Genomic DNA, 19,558 nt, shown 5'->3' on the forward strand with positions numbered 1-19,558 from the left:
CCAAAGATTTTAGATTTATACAAATTTCTTATGAATATGAAAACATATACATAAAAATAAGCTGTCCTAAATAGAAATCACATTTCTATTTTAAAACAGCCAATTTACAGTTATTCATTAAATTTATCTTTATCTCTTTCTGCTGGAATGCGCATTATAACAACAGTTTTTTCATTTGGTACACTTATATAATTTAGTTCACAATTTTCTCCATAAGTAAGTTTGATTCTATCATAGACATTTTTTACTCCATATCCTTTTGTTTTAGTAGTAAGAATTTTTTTGCAAATTTCAGGTTCCATTCCAATTCCATTATCTTCTACTTTAAATATAATATCTTTTCCTTCTTGTTTTGCAGACACCATCAGCTTTCCTTTATGGTTTCTTTTTTGATCAATACCATGACATATTGCATTTTCAACTAAAGGCTGAAGTAGTAGATTAATCATATAATACTCTTTAACATTGTTATCAACATCAAAATTTACATCAAAACTATAATTATGCATCATAGCTTGAATCTTAATATAAGCTTCTGTATTGCTTAGTTCATTCTCAACTGTTATTACATTGCTCCCTTTATTTAAGGACGTACGATAAAATGTTGATAATAATTGAGCCATTTGGCTAATTTCATCTTCTCCTGATCTAATTGCTCTCCAATTAATTAACGATAGACTATTGTAAAGAAAATGTGGGTTTATTTGAGCTTGTAATGCTTTCATCTCATATTTTCTTTTAGAGATTTCACTTTTATACACTTCTTGTATAAGAGTCTTTATCTTTACAATAAGTTTATCAAAACTATTAATTAAAATACCAATTTCATCTTCTGAATTGCTTTCTACTGTAACTTCCAAATGATTCATATCCATTTCTTTCATGTTCTTAGTTAATTTTTCAATACGATTTACTATCATATATGAAAGCCAATAACCTACAAATAAAAGTATAAAAAGGCAAATTCCAACCATAGATAGTACAGTATAAATAATATTTTTAGATGATTCAACAATTAAGTGTACAGGTTTATAAAGGTAAACAGTCCATCCTATATTTTTTATATCAGTTTTTATTAAAATATATTTTGTGTTGTTATAAGTTATACTATCTCCATTTGCTTTATTTAATTCAGTACTTGGCAATAAATAATCAATTTTACCATCATAATTTCTATTTTCAAATATGACTTCATTGTTTTTATCTATAACATAGACTCCACAATTAGAATTCGAAATATTATATAAAGATTTAAAAAAACTTTCAAAATTTATTTTCACATAGAGAATATTTTCTATATCATTATAATCTTTATTAATAAATTGAACTGCTGCAAAAACATTTTTTTTATCAGTAACAAACCAACGTGGTTGATATTTACCTGATACCTCTTGATACCAGCTAGTATCTTTAATGGTTTCCATAGGAATTATATAGTCTGAATGCTTTACTATATTGTTACTAGTATAAACAGTTATCTGCTGTATCTCATTATGAAGGGACCTTAACATATCAATATATGGATCTAATATATTATGAAATTTATCATACATTTCATAATAACTCTTATAATTATAATTAATTACATCTAATACCATTGGATTAAATGTGGTGTAATCTACCAAATTATTATACACATTGGCCGAGTTTTCGATTCCTGCAACTGCTTCTGAAAAAGATTCTTTTAAATTCTCTTTTTCTTGATTTAAGAGTAAATATCTAGTTTGTTCATAACAAAATGCGCCTAAAATGGTAATTGGAATAATACTGACTAAAAAATAAGTTAAAATTATTTTATGTCGAAATTTTAAGTTTAAAAAAAATCTTTTTAATTTATTCATTGGCATCATCTCTTTGTCTATGTTTTTCAGGTGTTAATCCATAGAATTCTTTAAAACTTTGACAAAAATAAGATATATTACTATACCCTACAATATTACCAATCGCTTTAATTTTTATATTTGTGTTTTCTAACATATCCTTTGCTTTTTCCATACGATAATTTTTTATAAAACTATTAATTCCTATTCCTGTTTCCTTTTTAAATATACTGCTGAGATAACTAGGAGTCATATATACATATTCCGCCAATATTTCTAAAGACAGATCTTTACCATAATTTTCATAAACATATGATTTTACCAATTCTATCTCATGTCTATCATTAATACCTTCCTTAGAAAATCGTTTTTCCATACTGTTTATAATATTGTTCAATACATCATTAATCTCCTGTATTGTTCTGCAGGAATAAATCTTATCTATTTTTCTATTTAAATCCATTCCACTTACCTTCCGCATTTCTTTATATATATTTTGATATATACTTGAGAGAATAAATTTTACATATATTTGAGAAAAAACATTTTTTGCTGAAAATTTTTTTATTAGAAAGTCAACATGTTTTCTTAAACTATAGAAATCTTTAACTTTTATATCATATTCAATATTCTTAAGCATAGTATTATCAAACTTTTCATCTGTAGATTCTAATGTTTCCTCTAAATCTTTAGAAAAAATATATTTATTTGATATAAAAAAACGTTGTTCCATAATATATTCTACATTAGAAAATTCCTCAGAAATCATACCTGGTGATGTAAGTAAATTACTAATAGCGAAATATGAATCAACTCCATATTGGTCTAATATTTTATTGTGTATTTTCATACAAATATTTTTCAAAATAGCTTCATTTATAGAATCCAACACAAAAAATATACTTTGTTGTGGATTCAAATTTAGATAATCTGTTTTAATTTGCATATTATTTTCAATTTCTTTTATAAATTCTTGATGATTATGAAAAAAATCATTATCAAATTCCATTAAAATCATTCTCTTATACCTATTTATAAAATCTATATGAGTATCCAAAGAAAATCTTTCTCTAAGATCTTCTATAGATGTTCCGCTTATTATCTTTAAGAGAACATGTTCCTTTTCAGTAAAACTTCTTATTTCTCTTTTTTGTTTTTCTTTCTTTTCTCGTTTCACTTCTTTAATAACGTTTTCCATTGTCTTTTTAAATTCTATTTGGTTTATTGGTTTTAAGATATAATCACTTGCTCCAAGACTTATTGCCTTCTTTGCATACTCAAATTCCCCAAAACCACTAAAAATTATTATTTTTAGATTTGGATATATTATCTTAGCATTTTTTGATAATTCAAGTCCATCCATAAATGGCATTTTTACATCAGTAAACAAAATATCAACTGAATTTTCTTTTAAATACTTTAGTGCTTCTTCCCCGTCATTACACTCTTTTATACTAAAATTAAAAGAAAATTTATTAATTAGAAATAGAATTCCATCTCTCTCAATAAATTCATCGTCCACAATTAAAATTTTCAACATAGCTCCACTCCAATATGTCTTTTAAAATTTTAATAAACTATCTGTCTTATGTACATAACTATCATACATTATTTATATTATACAGCAAAACCTTTCAGTAATCGTTTAATCTATACTGTTAATGTAACATATATTTTTTTTCTTGTCCACTTTCTATCTAAAAAATCTGTTGGAATTGTCAATGTTTTGTAGACACAAAGTTAAGCAATTTTTATGAATTCAATTCTTCAAATTGTGATGGAGAGATATCCCAATGAAGAATGCATTCTTTTAGTGTTATAATAAATTTCAATGTATTTAAAGATTTCCTTTTGAGCTTGTTCATGCGACTCACAATGAGCATCTTGAATGAGTTCTCTCTTTATTGTTCTATAAAATGATTCCATTACCGCATTGTTATAAGGATTTCCTTTTCTACTTTCACTATGAATAACATCTATACCTTTTCAACAATGTCTGGAATCTTCCGCCTGTAAAATCGATTAAGAAAAATGGATTGCTCCCTTTCCCTCATCTAAGAACCGTACGTGAGAGTTTCCCGCTCATACGGCTCAAGCATTTCTTCGCCATTTCAGGCAGCAACAAATGTATGCAGTTTTATCTTTCTTTTGTCAAAATAGTCATTATCTATGAAAGGTGTTTTTGTAATCTGCAATTTTGGATGTCTGGCGATTTTAATCCGTCTCAGATTAATTAGAATGTACTCATCCGTCTTGAAAAGCCATCTTTTTCAACCTTTTTCATTCCAGTATTTATTTAATCTCCACCATTTGTTCTTATTTGGGTGTCTATGTTTTGCCCATTGCTGTAGTAAATGATAAAGGGTGTTGTTAATATTTGAAAAGGCTTTGCTAGTAACAACATGTTTGTGGTAATTTGTCCAGCCTTTTATGACTTGATTAAGACTTCTTATTAAGTCAGATTGGGTGCTAACTTTGCCATCCTTAAGGATTATTGTTGAGCATATCCTAATTATGTTTTTAATAGAACTTTTAGAAGGTTTCACTATTAATTTCCCGCTGTATTTATTAAATGTCCAGCCAAGAAAGTCAAACCCTTTATCGATATGTGTAATTGCAGTCTTTTCTTCTGATAGTACTAGACCTCTTGATTGGAGGAATTGACTAACCGTAGTTTTAAGTTCTTCAGCAGTTTCTTTTGAGTTTGCAGTAATAACAAGGTAAGTAGCCAAAAGGAACCTCACCTTTAGGCTCTTCTCAGAACCGGACTTGAACCTCTCAGCTCATCCGGCTCCCATTATCTAGTCGTTGGTAAAATTCCCATTTGCCAGTGCGCAAATAATTTTGGGATATTCCTTGCTATTCTTCCTAGCCAGTTTTCGGCTTTTGTCCTTCCTCTAGCTAGCTTTTTATATTTTCTTTTGGCCCATTGGACTAACGCTTTATTAATATGTCTTAAAACTTTATATAGTTCTGATTTATAAAAGCTTCCGTAATAGTTTATCCAACCTCTTATTATAGGATTGAACATGTTAGATATATCTAATATTTCTTTATCAGATTTTAGTTGTATTCTACAATTTCTTATTGTTTGTCTCATAACTTTACACGCTTTATTGCTGACTGCTGGTGAAAAATTTATAAAGTGTTTTCCAGTTCTACTTTTAGACCTTCTTGGTCTAAAATTAGATCCTAAGAAATCAAAAGTTGTATTTTCTTGGTTTTGCTTTCTAAAATCATCTTTGCAATATACTATTTTAGTTTTATCTGGATGCAGTTCTAAACCACATTCTTTAAATCTTTGATTTAGTTTCTTTAGTAGAATTTCTGCTTGTGCTTTGGTTCTACAATGTGCAACTGCATCATCTGCATATCTTGCCCATGGATTTTGTGGAAAATTTATTTCCATCCATCTATCAAAAGCATAATGCAAAAATAAGTTTGCTAAAACTGGACTTATTACATCGCCTTGTGGGGTTCCGGATTTTCTTTCTACAATAGTTCCATCTTTCATTTTAAATGGAGCCTTTAACCATCTTTCTATATATAAAAGTATCCATTTTTCATCAGTATGCATTTTCACTGCTTTCATTAATAATTCATGGTCTATATTATCAAACAATCCTTTGATGTCAAATTCTAAAACCCAATCATATCTCCAACATCTTTCTCTTATTACTTTAATTGCTCCTATTGCACTTTTATTCGGTCTATATCCATATGAATCTTCATGAAAAATTTTATCTACACTTAGTTCAAAATACATTCTTACAACCATCTGCGCAATTATATCTTCCACTGTTGGAACTCCTAATATTCGAATTCCTCCATTTTTCTTAGGAATTTCTACCGCCCTTACCGGAGGTGGAAAATAACTTCCTGAAGATAATCTATTCCATAACTTATATAGATTATTTTTAAGATTTTCTTCAACTTCTTCTATAGTTATATTATCCACTCCTGCAGAACCTTTATTTGCTTTCACTTTCTTATAAGCATCCCATACTGCCTGTTTGTTTATTTTAAACGACTTTGTTTCATTCATATAGTTCCTCCCATTTCATTGGTTAACTAAATTCTTAAAACTAGATAATACAATCTTCTTCACTCCACTTTTATTACAAAAGCTTCATCGCTACTACAAGTTGTTCCGCCCCTATACCTGCATTGGTACTCTCATTCTTATGGGATTTCCACTTGAATTTCTTTCTTAACATCAGGTCGTAGGTTCCCAAGTTAACGACTCCCCCTTGGTTTTGATGACATTCCTATGCTTTCGACACTTTATCAATGATTCACTTTTGTTCATCTCCATAGTACATACCTGACAAAATCTTGTTTTGCCTTTTCCTTAACGCTCACTACCTTAACTTTTTACTGAAGCAGCTTAAGGTGGTTTGAAACCTCTGCCTGTACAGCAATTTCGATGAGCCTTCCATCATCTTCTGTATAACATATCTACACATTCTTGGCGCACAGTCATCAGCATAACGAATCAAGTTCACTTTAGTTTTGGCTCTGTAGTGATTTTCTATTTTACCTTTTGAATTTCTATGATATTTGTCTTGAATCACTTTTTCAAGTCCATCTAATGTCATATTTCCATATATACTTGAGATTGCACCGCCTTGTGGCGAGCCTGTTTACGTTGAAAACAGCTTTTCTTCATATATATATCCCGATTTTAGGAACTGTTTCATAATAGTTTTATCCATTGGTATATTGTTTTGTAACCATTCATGGTTAATATTATCAAAACAACCTTTAATATCACCTTCAAGTATCCATGTTTGAGAACATTTTCTGGCTAATACACAAAATATCTGCTCACAGGCATCTTTTGCACTTCGTCCACGGCGGAATCCAAAGGAAATGGAATAACCTTTTGTTTCTGCAATTGGCTCAAGCGCTAATGCATATAATGTTTGCATTGCTCTATCATACATTGTTGGTATACCTAATGGACGTTTCTGTTTCTTACCTTTCTTTTCGATATATACTCGTTTTAAAGGTTTTGATTTATAGTTTTTGTCAGTAAGTGAAAGCGCAGCTTTCATCTTTGAGGCAGAGGTAGACCATAGTTTTTTGTCTACTCCAGATGTATTCTTTCCTTTATTTGTTGTTACTTTTCTTACAGCATAAGCCTTAGCTGAAAAAGAGTGCGTTAATAAGTATTGTAATCTTTTGGATTTATTATTGTCCCCATTTTTTGTGCCTTAGCGATTCGGGTTTGTAGTCTATTAACATCGAATTCAACTTACGTCCAGTCAATTGTTTCCCATTGAAATTTAAGTGATTTCGTGTCTTTTACTCTCTCGGTTTTATCCGTCGTTGAATTACTAAAATTCATAAATATATAATCCTTTCCTGCTAAGAAATACCATAGGATAAGTCGGCACTCTTTCGAGTTAATGCAAATTTTGAACCTTTATCTGTTTCCATTACAAAATCAGCCAGCATCCGCTTTTTATCCTTTTCTTCTGCCCTATGTCTTTTCACCCCTTACGGTTAAATACCTCTCGGCGGAGAAACATATAGAGTTTACCAAGTTCAATGTAATGCATAATTGTAAATGCCTTAAGAGTCATCTTTAAACCGGGAGTTCTTTATCCATTCGCATTGGTTTAACAGTTGGCCTTTGCTCGACTCCTTACCATTTTGTTCAAAGCGTTTCAGCCTATTTCGCTTTCTCCAGCGTAACGATTCCTACAATGATTCACTTTACGTTCTCCATAGCATTCTTACTCTAGCAGTTGTACCAGCTTAGGCTACTCGAACTTCCACATTGTCTCGTGAGCTTTCTAACCCAAAAGTTACCCTTTACGATAGTCACAATAGAGTTACCCAGAATGGATGGGGTAGTCTAACGACAATGTATTACGCGACTTCTTGTCGCACTTGAGATCCTTGATCTGTATGTAGTACAATTAAACCTTTTTCAGGGCGTTCTTTTCCGTATACTTGCATAAATGCATCCATTACAAGAATATCTTTCATCTTATTGTTCATAGACCATCCAACAACTTTTCGGGAATATATAATAAATACCGCAAGATACAAAGTGCCTTTTCTGGCTGAAATATAGGTAATATCACCAACCCATATCTTATTGTGCCCACTAGATTCAAACACTTGATTTAGTAAATTTGGTCTTTCAACTGCATTAACTTTCTGATTGTAATTTTTATAACGATAACGACATCCTCTAGGGAAAAGCTTCATATTTCTCATTAAGCGGGATATTCCCTTTCTATTAATATGAATTCCTTTTTGATCTAAAACTTTGGCTATTCTTTATTAAACCATATTTACCTTTGTATTTCTCGAAAATTTGTTTTATCCCTTTGCCTAATACTTCATTTTCTATATCTCCGTTTGAAGGTTTATGATTTAGATATTTATAATATCCAGCTCTATATACATTTAATGTTTTATATGCCTTCTTGATGTTATATTTTTCTTGGTTTTCTTTTAGATATTGAAATCTTATTTGTTCTTTCGCTTCAAGAAGGCTTGGTATTTTTTTAATAGTTCTAATTCTTTCTTTGACCCGTTATTTTCTTGTTTCAGCTTCTTTATTTTATGCTGACATGAATAGAGTGCAGTCTCATCCACTCTCTCCGTATTCCTCGTATTCACTTATCTGACGGCATAAGGAATTAATAATGCTTCCGCCACGTCAGTAACAGACGTATTATCTTCCATAACTAATTTAACCGCTGCTATTTTAAATTGTTTGTCATAACTCCTTTTCATATTTTTATCTTATCTTGGTGTCTACTTTATTTTACTACTTCCAGTTCAATTTCCTTACCTGTAATTTAACCCATAACCTTCCACTGTATTGTTAAATAGGAAATGTAATTATCATTTGCGCTTATTTCATTTATAATCAAATTAATATACTCTAATTCATGCAAAATAACATGCATTCACATAGTATTCGAATAAATATTAACTAAAACAATCCAATAGTTTATAAAATTTAAATTCTATCATACTATGATATGAGATTAATCATATTAATATATAGCTCTATATGCAAATAAAGCTGCTGGAACTCTCTGTTTAGAGTGTAATCTATTTAAACACTACAAAGTAATTGCCAAAAATTATTATTACTCTTAGTAGGAGATATTTTATACTTTTTTGTAAATATTAGTGTACAAATACAATTACCAAATTTTAACATATTTCATGGTGGAGGCGAATCGTAATCAGCCTCCACACTATTATGTAACTACTCTATTTTACAATGCAGACACAGTAGTTTTACAGTATATGTAATTTGTACTTAACTAGTAAATCAAATTGCTTCTTAATTTGCTAGTCAAACAAATAACGCAACTGTAACACAACACAGATAAATTTTTTTAAAATGTTACATGATGAAATAAAATAAATAAATCTTAAAACCGCATAAAATAAAGCCTCCGAAGAGGCTATAAAATGCATTAAAATTCAAATCCACGACTCCAGGTACTTCTAAATTTTAGAAATATTTAACTTAAAATGACTTGCTTATCTAAATTCACTTTCTCCCAGCATTATATTTTACTATTATTATAATGCAATATATAATATAGTGTATGAAGAATTACTAAAAAGCTATTTTAATTACAAAATATAACTGTAAATAAAAGTAGCTGATAAAATGGCTAGTTATGAACAACTATCAAAATATAGTTTGAAAGCAATCATAAGTCTAGGATATGATAATGGAAGGCAAATAAAGACACGAAAACAAGGTTTTAAAAATAAAAAAGAAGCTGAAAAATGGGTTATAGAAACTTTGAGTCAAAAAAATAAAGAATATATTTCTCCAACTGAATCCAATATATTGTTAAAAGACTTTATAAATAAATGGTTTAAAGAGTATAAAATTAACACAATATCTCTTAATACAAGAACTAATTATAAATCTAGAACAGATACTCATATAATACCCAAATTAGGTCATTACAAGCTGAATAAAATTACTAATATGATTGTTCAAGATTTTTATAATAGCCTTATAAATGAAGGACAGAAACCTTCTAGTGCTAAAAAAATAATGGAGACATTAAGTAATTGTCTTAAGTATGCAAAAAAGAATAAATTAATATATAATCTACCCACTGGTTTCAGTTGAAAAACCTAAAATTGAATTTTGGAACAAAGATGAACTTGATTTTTTCTTAAATGAAATTAAAGATACTTACATTTATACTCCTATTTTTATAGAATTATTAACCGGATTAAGATGGTGCGATATTAATTTTAATACTGGATATTTAACTGTAAAACATCAAGTTGTAAATGATAGAGTAAATAATACTTTAATTTTTACAGATAAATTAAAAACTCCAACAAGCTACAGAACCATAAGCTTGCCAAATATATTAACTAATTATCTAAAATCGATCAAATGTGATTGTACTGATACCGACTTTATAGTTTTAAGTAGAGATGGAACTTTGTGTAATCCTTGTAATTTATCAATGAATTTTTCTGGTGCAGTATCTAAATATAAATTATCTTTAGAAGAATTTAATAAATCTAACCCAGATAAAAATATAAATAACTATAGACAATTAAAACAAATAACATTTCATGCTCTTAGACATACTCACGCTACATTATTAATATTTAATGGTGAAAATATAAAAGTAGTCTCTGAAAGACTTGGTCATAAAAGCATAACAGAAACAGTAGACACATATACACACATAATGAATGACATGAAAAATAACACTGCTTCATTGCTTGATAATATATTCAAATATAATCCCCAAATAAGACCATTTTTAGAAATTATAAATGGCTTAACCCTTGCGGTTAAGCCATTCTCTCTTGTGCATTGGTACTCTCAGCGGGATACGTTAAGTATATTCAACTATGTTCATCTATATTGATTTACGTTTTTCTACATGTGATATTTACTTGGTTTACGCACATTTCAATATTGATTTAATATTATCTAAATTCCCCCTCATATTTGCAAAGTGTCCCCTTTTATTAATTCTTATAAAATAAAAAATTAGCTCCGACAAAATACTAGTAAAACAGTAAATAGTTTAATTATTGCTTATAATTTTTTACTTGTAATTTTTTATTATGAAGTAAATTTGAATCGACTACCGTAGTAGATTGTAAAAAACGTACGTAATCGTTAGTTTGCTCAAATACTTTATACCCAGCACTTTTTAATAATTCAATTTCCTTTTTAAACTCTTCAATTAAAGTATCTTCGCGATATATTTCGATTGATTCTCTAATTACCATCCAAGCCCCACCTTTATATAAAATATTATTAATTATCTGTATTGAATTGTTCTTTTTTCATACTCATGTTTATATATATATATCTAAATTTTTACTGGCAATTATCACCTCGTTAGAACTCAGTCCATATATTTCAATTGATTTATGTAGATTTGCTCTAGCTTTTTCCATAGCTTGGTCAAACTTAGATAAATCTTCATCATTTTTCAATTTTAATTCCCTCATTTTTCCCCGTATATTATCTCCTTATTTTTCTTAAATGCTTGTTCCGAGGTCAATTATATAGATATATTTAATTTTTCACAAATTTAAAAAAGTTTAACCAAATCCACTTGAATTCAGTTAAACTTTTTCCATTTTTTACATTAAACTTTGTAGTATTTTTTTGTTACTTACCTTATTATTACTGCGCATCGTATGTGTCTAAATGATACATATTGTTTTGTGTCATGCTAGACACTGTGTTATTTTTAGTATGTGTAGTTTTTGTTGAAGCAAATGCAACATTTGTTAATAACATTGACATTGCTATTACTGCTAGTACAATTTTTTTCACAAAATTCACCCCCTTCAAAAGTTGAATCAATCCGACAAACACTTGGTTTAACATTGTCGTATAATAATATAAATTGCGATATTTTCTAAATTTTTTTAATATTTTTCATTTTTTCTCTTGATTTTTTATAAAAATATATACTTTTTTCTTCATTTCGACTTCTATAATATTCTCCAATCTCTGAATAAATTAAAGAATAATCTATATTTAATTCTTTTGCTCTATCTACTATTAGCATTAAATTTTCTTTATCATCTTTTTTTATATAAATAAGCACCAACTCATAAATTATTTTTTCAATTAAATTTAATTTCTCTCTATCTTTTTGTTCACATATCTCTAACGCCTGTAAAAGATACGTTTCAAACTCTTCATGTAATTTTTGAAGTATTTTGCTTGCAAAATATAGATATTCTCCACGGTCTTCATTATTTTGATTATACTCCAAAGATTCTTTGATATACATTAAAGCTGACTTGTAATTTTTTTTATTAACGTATAATTCAGATAAATTTCTATAAATCATAGATATAATGTTTTTATCATCATATTTCATAGCTATATTTAGTGCTTCCTTGTATTCTTTTTCTGCTTCGTCAAACTTATGATAATCATTCAAACAATTAGCATGATTCATTTTCACTTTTAATAACATGCTACAATCATTAATTTCAAATTGCTTTAGTCTTTTAAAATATTCTAAAGAGCTATCATACTCACCTAGTTTTTTATATGTAGTTGACTTATAATACAGTATCATTATAGAAAGTTTATCTTCCATTATGAGATTATTTAGTTTTTCTGCGTAATCTAATTGTTGTAATGCTTTACCGTAATTCTCAGTAAATATATTATTTCTGGATTTATATATATAAAAAGTCACTTCCTCGAAACTATTTTGAGAATTAATACTTATCTTTAATCCAATATCACACATATAATCACTTTTAGCATAACTATGTTTATAATAGTAAAAATCAGCAGATAATTTATACAACTCTATCTTATTATTATCCATAATGTTATAATTTTCAATTAATTCTTCAGCTTTCAATAACTTTTCGTCAAATATATATATTTCTTTAATTTCTCTTAATTCATTAATAATATTAGTCAAAATATGATTTGCTTGTTGATATTCATCTTGCATAAGTTCCTCTGGCGTAATTAATGATAGATTTATTCCTTTCTTTTTCACAATTTTATTAAAATTTTCAGCAATTCCTATAGCTAAGCCTACTGTTAGATTCCGTTTATTATTTTCAATTTTGCTTAGCCAAGTTGTTGTACATATGCCTTGTGAAATTTCCTCTTGAGTTGCCCCAAGTATATTTATTCTGTATTTCTTTATTCTTTCATTAGGTGATAGAATTTCATTATCAAACATTTATGTTTTCCCCTCTCTCTTTACAGAGATGCTAAAAACTAAACGAAAAATTTACACATCATGTAATTTTATTTTATATCGTAGACATTATTACATAAATGTAATACAATTACATTGCTAGCATTCAGTTGTTAGTTCTCTTTATACTCTGCAATGACTTGATTTGGTTGTCTAACATTGCAGAGTTTATTATTTATTTTTTAAAAACTTGTTTCATACTAAATTCATTATTCGTATTGCTAGAAAATATCTATGGAGTAAATTAACAAAACATCATTTAAATATAATTCAATATTTAACATATATTTCTATATATAAGTATACTACATTATTGGAGATTACTATTCAATAACTCCTCTATAAAATAACTATTTTTTGGTATCAAAAAACCATGATCCTAACGTATTTTTTAACTCATTACATTTACTTAATGGTAAGAATTGAGTCTCAATCCACATACCTTTATTATTGCCCTCACGTAACACGTAACCCCTAGAAAATACTTCAAGACACATTTTATTAACACCATCATAATTTGATGAATCTGGCGGTAAATAGTTCGTAACTATGTAACCTTTTTAGTTATCTGTAGTTGGTTCAATCGGTATATTTGGATCAATGGAATTACAAAATCTATAAACTAGTTGATCCCATGAATAATTATTATAAATTGATATATCTGTTTGACTGTCACAAAAACAATTCACAAATCTGATAAGAAGAACTGGAACTAGAGGGACATGAAGTTATAAATCTTAGTAGTAAAATAAATGTTCCTAGTATCAGAGAAGTTCCTGCAAATGCTCTACACGAAATACCTATAGTATATTTACTAAGAGGTAAGCCTGAAAATAATAGTAATATAATACTAAAATACATTAGACTCCTTGATCCATCTGAATGTACTGCTGAAGGCAGTATTAAAACACGCGTATATGATGTTGCTAAAGGCGAACATATTTCATTAAAAAAGAAGAAAAAAGAGATTCCAGTGGTAGCATTATAGTTTGAGATTTTGTGTCGTCGAGATTACAACGAATAGATTCTCGAATTGTTAACCATTATGGGAACATATTCACCCATGAAGTTAAAACTTCTTCTAAAATGTTAGAAAAAGTTCAGTGGGGAAGTCCTGCTATTACGTTACTTGAACCTGCAATTGATAATTTCGTAAATCCTAATACCTGTGATGTTGTAGAGTCAAAAGAATTACGTTATAAAGTTCATAAATATATTAATTCTATATATACTGAATATAATGATATGAATCTATTTGAATTTGAAGTTGCTGAAGCACTTGATAAAACCGATAACATATGGTATAGCCAAGCACATCTAAAGGCTACAGTATTCCTATACCAATATATGAGGCAGATATCGCACACTTTAGACCCAATTTTATACTCTGGGGTGATGAAACTATATAGGCTATCGATCCTAAGGAAAGCATTTGCTGATACTGCTATTACTACAAAAATGCTAGACTTAAGTGATATAGGAATTCAAATTGCATTTATTCTAGAATGATCATACTCAAAAAGCAGAGACACCTGGACCAAAGATGGAAAAACTGGTGTAACTTTAATCAGAAGATATTTAGGTGATGCACGAGCAAAGCAATTTAAAAGCATTGATGCGTTACTACTAGATTTAAATTAGACTGTGGGAGCATAAATATATAAGTGATAAAGTCTATCATTTTTAAAATAATATGGCACTTATTTTAGTACATTAAGACTCAATTTCAAGCTAAATTGTATGATTTATACATTATTTTAAATACAGTCAGTACCACCCGCAAAACGTAACACCAACAATTTAAGAAATTAATAGTAAATTCCTTTTGAAACGAATTATAATAAAAGTAACAATCATGCATATCCTAATTTTATTTTAAGGAGGCATATGATTATGGTTAATACTTTTGTAAAAAGACTAGATACTTCATATAAATTAATTTTTTCTGAAGAAATGAAGACTATTAGTAGAGGAAATAATCCTAATATTTTTCAAAGAAAAAGACTTATGCCATTATCTGATATATTATTATATTCTTTGAATAAACAAGGATTAAATACTGATTTTGAATTAAGAAAATATTTTATATTTCAAAAAGGTCTAAATGAAGTAAATATAACAAAAGAAGCTTACTTAAAGCAAAGAAGAAAGTTAAATCCAGAAATGTTTAAAGTTTTAAACGCTTATTATATTTCAAACTTTTATAACTGTTGCAAAAATGAAGTAAAGAAATTTAAAGGATATCTAATTTTTTGCAATTGATGGTACTGATTTTGAAATTCCGAATACTAAAATTAATAGCGATTACTTTGGAAGAAGTGCTAATGGGAGAACGCAAAATACAGCACGAGCTACTGCATCAGGTATGCATTATTTAGAAAATGATTTTTTTGTTGATATTTCAATTAAACCTTATAAAACAAGTTAAATTGAAATGGCAAAAGAAAATATTTTAAAGTTAAAACAAATTATTGATTATAAAAAAATACTAGTTATGTTAGATCGTAATTACCCATCTATAGAACTCTTTGATTTCTTAGAAAATAATAATATTAAATTTGTTGTTAGAATCAAAAAAACTGATTATAAACAAGAACAATTTTTCTTTAGTAATGATGATGACTTAGTAAATTAAAAAGAAAATATCCAGAGTTTTGTTCTAGAATAAAACCTAAAAAAGCATTACATTAAGAATGGTTAAGGTAAAAATTAGTGATAAAACATATGAAGTGTTATTGACAAATTTGTTATAAGAAGAATTTAATACTAACGATATTTCGCAATTATATGGAAGAATATAGGGCATTGAAATATCTTATAATACTTTGAAAAATAAAATTAAAATAGAATCATTTGCAGGATTTCTCCCTAGTTTTGTTTATCAAGATTTTTTTGCACAAATGTTCATATATAATATTTTGCAATATGCATTACATTTAGTTAATTCTAAGCTAAAAGAAATACTTTATAAAAAACAAGTGATGCATAATAAGAATTATAAAAATAATAAGAATATAAATAAAAATAATTCAATAGGACTTTTAAAAGAAAAGTTAATAAAAATAATGATGACAGTAAATGATACAATACGGGGTAATGAATATATAAAACTAATTGCAGAGATGTTAAAATACATTTCTGAAGTCGTCCTGAAAAACCTTCAAACGTAATGATTAAGAATCTATCAAATAAGTATAGTCTTAATTTGAAATCAAGTTTTTAAATATTATAAATTTAAATATTAAGCAAAGAAAAAATTTTGATTCTTTTCTTTGCTTAATAGAGTAGTGCAAATTTTCTAACAATATAAATTATTGTTAGAGTTAATAAAAAAAATTACAATTATGCTAAGTTGTTGGTGTTACGCTTAGCAGATGGTTTTTTCACGCTAAAGCACATAATAAAAATACTCGAATTATAATCATTCTATGTTATAATCCGAGTATCCCTCATTTATATAATTGTATAATTAGTACCTAAATAGTAAATTAAGAAGTATCTTGATTATTAGGATCAACTGGTGGTACTACTCCTACTCCCTTTCGTGACCTAATAGAAAATTCTGTTCTTTCAACTGGAAAGTCTTCATATACACCATTGAGTTCATGGGTAAGTTTATATTTGCATATAGGGCATAAATCCCCTTCAATTTGTACTCCAAGCATTTCTTGAAATTTTGGTCTCAAATGCTTTGGAAGAAGATGAAGGGGTTCTTCATGCATTGGACAGCCTTTTAATGAATATACTGATTCACACTCTTCTAATGCAGACTTTAAGCTTTCAACTATTGAAGACTTACCAGCACCAACTGGTCCTACAAGATATAAAACTTGTCTTGACTCTTCCCCTTTCATTGCTGCAGATTTAAAGTAACTAACTAATTTCATTATAACTTTATCAATACCATAAAAATCATCCTTAAAAAATCCATATTTTCTTATTAAATCATTTCCGTAGATTTTTCGAATTTTAGGATTTTCATCAGCTTTTAATTCTTCTACTCCCTTGCTTACAATCATGTCATAAATCCTTTTATGAGCAAGTTTAACTACTTCTGGATTTTCTTTAACAATATCTAAATAATCGAGAAAACTTCCTTCAAACTTTTGGGTGCTATACTTTTCTCTATCTGTTTCTATAAATTCTTTAAAGTTCATACTCATAAACACTCCTCCTCCTTTATACCTAAAATATATTCACTTAATCGGAGTCATTATGACTACTTTTTTTAAATACTTCCTTTTTATTGCATCAAATATATATGTATAATAATAATAACTATAGAATATTCTTACATCTACAGCATCTATTTCATTGAGCACTTTATTTGTATTATAATTTTATTTCAAGCATTGCATGCAAATGTTAATTTTTTGTCGTATAGTCTATGTACACGATAGATGACTACTAAAAACAAACCAATTATTATTTCTTATTTATTACCTTAAATATTATATAAGAAACTTATTAAACGCAAAAAGTCCTATGCACACTGCATAGGACTATACAAAAAATGATTTTATTAATAATAAGTTTACTTATACCATTATCATTTTAATCAAAAGTTTTTGGAATGAATTCAGAATCTTTAGCCTTAGGTTCCCCAAAAACTGCTTTTACACTTTCAGCTTGTGGATTATGATTTAATGTTTTATGCTTATTTGTATGTTTTCTTTTCATACCATTATCCATTTATATCACACTCCTAATCCTATAAATCTTAATATGAACTTATATACTATCTATAAATAACCATATTTATAGCTTCTTTATGTTGACTTTATCAGCTATCTAAATAATAGTATGTACTTTTAATATTATTTTATACGAAATAATACTCTTCTAAAATTTAATCTTCTATTATTTTTTTTATTTCATCTATTGGAGCTTTTATTGTAAAAATAATATCTTCATCAATTTTTAATTTGCTTTCATTTTCATTTATCTTTATTTGATTAATAGTTAAATTATTGGAACGAAGTTCCTTATATCTTGTGCTTGATATATTTACACTAAATTTTTTATCCTTACTTCCAGTGATTTTTACAATTGTTCCGTTTTCATTAAGTTCGTTTTTAATATTTATGTCTATAATATTATCTTTTCCTCCGCAGCCAGCCTTTATATCACCAGGAACTTTTAATATGCTTGTTTCACCAGTAATTGTCATCCATCCACCGCTCAAATTAAGTTTAATCAATACAGTTAATTTATATCTTTCTTCTAATTTTTTTAAAGCTTTACCTAATTCATACACATTTAATTCTAATTCCATCTTAACCTCCTAATTTAGCATATATTTCATTTTATCATAAATAGATTTACATATAATCAATATATTGCACAATATTCATACACTCATTAATTTATCATAGCGAATTTAAATAATAAAATCATTAATTTTAATTATCAATACTAAAAATATTAATAATATTAAATTTAAATATATATTAAAAGGACATATCAAATATTTTTTTGATATATCCTCTTCTATTTTTTATAAGTGATCTTTTTCCTTATGTGGAGGTGCACCTATTTTTTTACCATCAATAATTCCAAGATCAGAATTGCCTTTTGGATCCATTTTTCTTCTTTCTGCATTGGATTTAGGTCTATCTTTCATTCTATTTTTGTTATTATCCATTTGCATCACCTCATTCATTAGGTTATACATTTCATCTTATTTTATACTTATGTTCCTTATTATTTTTACGAAAATACGTTTAATTAGTTTTAGGCACATGAAAATAAATAACAAGTCCAAAGTTGACATGGATTTTTCATCAGGCAAGAAAGCAAATTGCCCTCATAATTGGCCTATTAGGTCAATTTGCTGCCGTAGGATGATGGAAAATAGGCTGGCAAATGGACTTGTTATTTATTTGATTGTGCCTTATACCTTATTCTTCTGAAGTTAATACAAAATTGCTTTTTACATAACCTTCAATTTGAATTTACAATTCGTAACTATTAGAGTATACTCTAACATATAAAATATAAAATGAAAGAAAGGAATATAAATCATGGGATACAGTATTGCTGAAGTTTCTGAAAAGACTCATCTAACACCACACACACTTAGATATTATGAAAAAGAAGGCTTATTACCTTTTGTAGAACGTAGTGATTCAGGTAACAGAAATTTTAAAGAAGAAGACTTAGAAATGTTAGAACTTATTTGCTGCCTAAAAAATACAGGAATGCCATTAAAGAAAATTAAAGACTATATTCAATTATGCATCCAAGGTAATAGTACTGTTGAAATTCGTAGAGAGATATTTCTAAAACATAGAGAAGACGTCTTAAATCAAATGGCTGAATTACAGAAAAATCTTGATAAAATTAACTGTAAAATTGATCATTATGATTCTGTTTACAATAAATACAGACAAGTCATCCAAAGAGCAGCTAAGTAAAATTTTTTTCACCTTTAAAAATAAAAAAATATATTGAAGCATATTATATTGTGTTATTTTTCAAAGAATATAATATAATATAATATGCTTCAGTAAA

21 protein-coding genes and 4 pseudogenes are annotated in these 19,558 nt (G+C 27.8%); 6 read left to right on the forward strand and 19 right to left on the reverse strand.

Annotated elements, in window-relative coordinates; genetic code table 11:
- Nucleotides 1–110: 110 nt before the first annotated feature.
- The 11 genes and pseudogenes from CDLVIII_RS26340 to CDLVIII_RS30930 all read right to left on the reverse strand — a co-directional run bounded on the left by CDLVIII_RS26340 (nt 111) and on the right by CDLVIII_RS30930 (nt 8,576).
- Nucleotides 111–1,841 carry a sensor histidine kinase gene (locus CDLVIII_RS26340; RefSeq protein ID WP_009172545.1) on the reverse strand — a complete coding sequence of 577 codons (1,731 nt, stop codon included), beginning with the start codon at nt 1,839–1,841 and terminating at the stop codon, nt 111–113.
- Nucleotides 1,834–3,360: a response regulator gene (locus tag CDLVIII_RS26345; RefSeq protein ID WP_009172546.1), complete on the reverse strand. Its 1,527-nt coding sequence runs from the start codon at nt 3,358–3,360 to the stop codon at nt 1,834–1,836. The genes CDLVIII_RS26340 and CDLVIII_RS26345 overlap by 8 nt, the downstream gene beginning before the upstream one ends.
- 211 nt (nt 3,361–3,571) lie before the next feature.
- A pseudogene (locus tag CDLVIII_RS32375) lies at nt 3,572–3,837 on the reverse strand (IS3 family transposase); the annotation flags it as partial.
- 253 nt (nt 3,838–4,090) lie between these two features.
- Nucleotides 4,091–4,552, reverse strand: coding sequence for a group II intron maturase-specific domain-containing protein (locus CDLVIII_RS26350; RefSeq protein WP_242835804.1), 462 nt, complete (start codon nt 4,550–4,552; stop codon nt 4,091–4,093).
- 65 nt (nt 4,553–4,617) lie between these two features.
- On the reverse strand, nt 4,618–5,865 hold the full coding sequence (ltrA, locus tag CDLVIII_RS26355; RefSeq protein WP_009172547.1) for a group II intron reverse transcriptase/maturase: 1,248 nt from the start codon (nt 5,863–5,865) through the stop codon (nt 4,618–4,620).
- Nucleotides 5,866–6,181: 316 nt separating this feature from the next.
- Nucleotides 6,182–6,418 (reverse strand): hypothetical protein, encoded by a 237-nt coding sequence (locus CDLVIII_RS32380; protein WP_242835805.1) that lies wholly within the window; start codon nt 6,416–6,418, stop codon nt 6,182–6,184.
- A 45-nt stretch (nt 6,419–6,463) separates the two neighbouring features.
- On the reverse strand, nt 6,464–6,877 hold the full coding sequence (locus CDLVIII_RS32385; RefSeq protein WP_242835806.1) for a reverse transcriptase domain-containing protein: 414 nt from the start codon (nt 6,875–6,877) through the stop codon (nt 6,464–6,466).
- Nucleotides 6,878–6,916: 39 nt separating this feature from the next.
- Nucleotides 6,917–6,973: pseudogene (locus tag CDLVIII_RS32390) on the reverse strand (hypothetical protein); the annotation flags it as partial.
- A 217-nt stretch (nt 6,974–7,190) separates the two neighbouring features.
- The gene (locus CDLVIII_RS32690) at nt 7,191–7,319 is read right to left on the reverse strand and encodes a hypothetical protein (protein ID WP_278245884.1); all 129 of its coding nucleotides are present in this window, start codon (nt 7,317–7,319) and stop codon (nt 7,191–7,193) included.
- A 378-nt stretch (nt 7,320–7,697) separates the two neighbouring features.
- A complete protein-coding gene (locus CDLVIII_RS26365) occupies nt 7,698–8,051 on the reverse strand; it encodes an IS3 family transposase (RefSeq protein ID WP_050816294.1) in 354 nt (117 codons plus the stop codon).
- Nucleotides 8,052–8,459: 408 nt separating this feature from the next.
- A complete protein-coding gene (locus tag CDLVIII_RS30930; protein ID WP_144005394.1) occupies nt 8,460–8,576 on the reverse strand; it encodes a transposase in 117 nt (38 codons plus the stop codon).
- A gap of 898 nt (nt 8,577–9,474) precedes the next feature.
- Between CDLVIII_RS30930 and CDLVIII_RS26370 the strand changes: the two are divergent.
- A pseudogene (locus CDLVIII_RS26370) lies at nt 9,475–10,714 on the forward strand (site-specific integrase).
- Between the two features lie 166 nt (nt 10,715–10,880).
- Here the strand turns inward: CDLVIII_RS26370 and CDLVIII_RS26375 are convergent.
- From CDLVIII_RS26375 to CDLVIII_RS26385, 4 genes are all read right to left on the reverse strand, one after another.
- Nucleotides 10,881–11,084, reverse strand: a complete 204-nt coding sequence (locus tag CDLVIII_RS26375; RefSeq protein WP_009172549.1) for a hypothetical protein — start codon at nt 11,082–11,084, stop codon at nt 10,881–10,883.
- A 69-nt stretch (nt 11,085–11,153) separates the two neighbouring features.
- A complete protein-coding gene (locus tag CDLVIII_RS26380; RefSeq protein WP_009172550.1) occupies nt 11,154–11,294 on the reverse strand; it encodes an aspartyl-phosphate phosphatase Spo0E family protein in 141 nt (46 codons plus the stop codon).
- A 193-nt stretch (nt 11,295–11,487) separates the two neighbouring features.
- Entirely contained in the window at nt 11,488–11,640 is a 153-nt protein-coding gene (locus tag CDLVIII_RS31645) for a hypothetical protein (RefSeq protein WP_009172551.1), read from the reverse strand.
- 85 nt (nt 11,641–11,725) lie between these two features.
- Entirely contained in the window at nt 11,726–13,027 is a 1,302-nt protein-coding gene (locus tag CDLVIII_RS26385; protein WP_009172552.1) for a tetratricopeptide repeat protein, read from the reverse strand.
- A gap of 1,104 nt (nt 13,028–14,131) precedes the next feature.
- Between CDLVIII_RS26385 and CDLVIII_RS26395 the strand changes: the two genes are divergently transcribed.
- The 4 genes from CDLVIII_RS26395 (at nt 14,132) to CDLVIII_RS26410 (ending at nt 16,215) form a co-directional block, all read left to right on the forward strand.
- Entirely contained in the window at nt 14,132–14,554 is a 423-nt protein-coding gene (locus CDLVIII_RS26395) for a hypothetical protein (protein WP_186005529.1), read from the forward strand.
- A 384-nt stretch (nt 14,555–14,938) separates the two neighbouring features.
- Nucleotides 14,939–15,307 carry a hypothetical protein gene (locus tag CDLVIII_RS26400; RefSeq protein ID WP_050816295.1) on the forward strand — a complete coding sequence of 123 codons (369 nt, stop codon included), beginning with the start codon at nt 14,939–14,941 and terminating at the stop codon, nt 15,305–15,307.
- Between the two features lie 172 nt (nt 15,308–15,479).
- Nucleotides 15,480–15,680 carry a hypothetical protein gene (locus CDLVIII_RS26405; RefSeq protein ID WP_035301936.1) on the forward strand — a complete coding sequence of 67 codons (201 nt, stop codon included), beginning with the start codon at nt 15,480–15,482 and terminating at the stop codon, nt 15,678–15,680.
- A 190-nt stretch (nt 15,681–15,870) separates the two neighbouring features.
- On the forward strand, nt 15,871–16,215 hold the full coding sequence (locus CDLVIII_RS26410) for a hypothetical protein (protein WP_009172554.1): 345 nt from the start codon (nt 15,871–15,873) through the stop codon (nt 16,213–16,215).
- Nucleotides 16,216–16,536: 321 nt separating this feature from the next.
- On the opposite strand, the pseudogene CDLVIII_RS26415 reads toward CDLVIII_RS26410, so the two are convergent.
- The 4 genes and pseudogenes from CDLVIII_RS26415 to CDLVIII_RS31655 all read right to left on the reverse strand — a co-directional run.
- Nucleotides 16,537–17,208: pseudogene (locus CDLVIII_RS26415) on the reverse strand (serine protein kinase); the annotation flags it as partial.
- 391 nt (nt 17,209–17,599) lie between these two features.
- The gene (locus tag CDLVIII_RS31650) at nt 17,600–17,737 is read right to left on the reverse strand and encodes a CPC_1213 family protein (RefSeq protein WP_009172556.1); all 138 of its coding nucleotides are present in this window, start codon (nt 17,735–17,737) and stop codon (nt 17,600–17,602) included.
- Between the two features lie 157 nt (nt 17,738–17,894).
- On the reverse strand, nt 17,895–18,320 hold the full coding sequence (locus CDLVIII_RS26420; protein ID WP_009172557.1) for a hypothetical protein: 426 nt from the start codon (nt 18,318–18,320) through the stop codon (nt 17,895–17,897).
- 222 nt (nt 18,321–18,542) lie between these two features.
- Nucleotides 18,543–18,689, reverse strand: coding sequence for a hypothetical protein (locus CDLVIII_RS31655; protein WP_009172558.1), 147 nt, complete (start codon nt 18,687–18,689; stop codon nt 18,543–18,545).
- A 379-nt stretch (nt 18,690–19,068) separates the two neighbouring features.
- On the opposite strand from CDLVIII_RS31655, the gene CDLVIII_RS26425 reads away from it, so the two are divergent.
- Nucleotides 19,069–19,461 carry a MerR family transcriptional regulator gene (locus CDLVIII_RS26425; protein ID WP_009172559.1) on the forward strand — a complete coding sequence of 131 codons (393 nt, stop codon included), beginning with the start codon at nt 19,069–19,071 and terminating at the stop codon, nt 19,459–19,461.
- Nucleotides 19,462–19,558 lie beyond the last annotated feature (97 nt).

Origin of the sequence: Clostridium sp. DL-VIII (genome assembly GCF_000230835.1) — a bacterium.
GTDB lineage: Bacteria > Bacillota > Clostridia > Clostridiales > Clostridiaceae > Clostridium.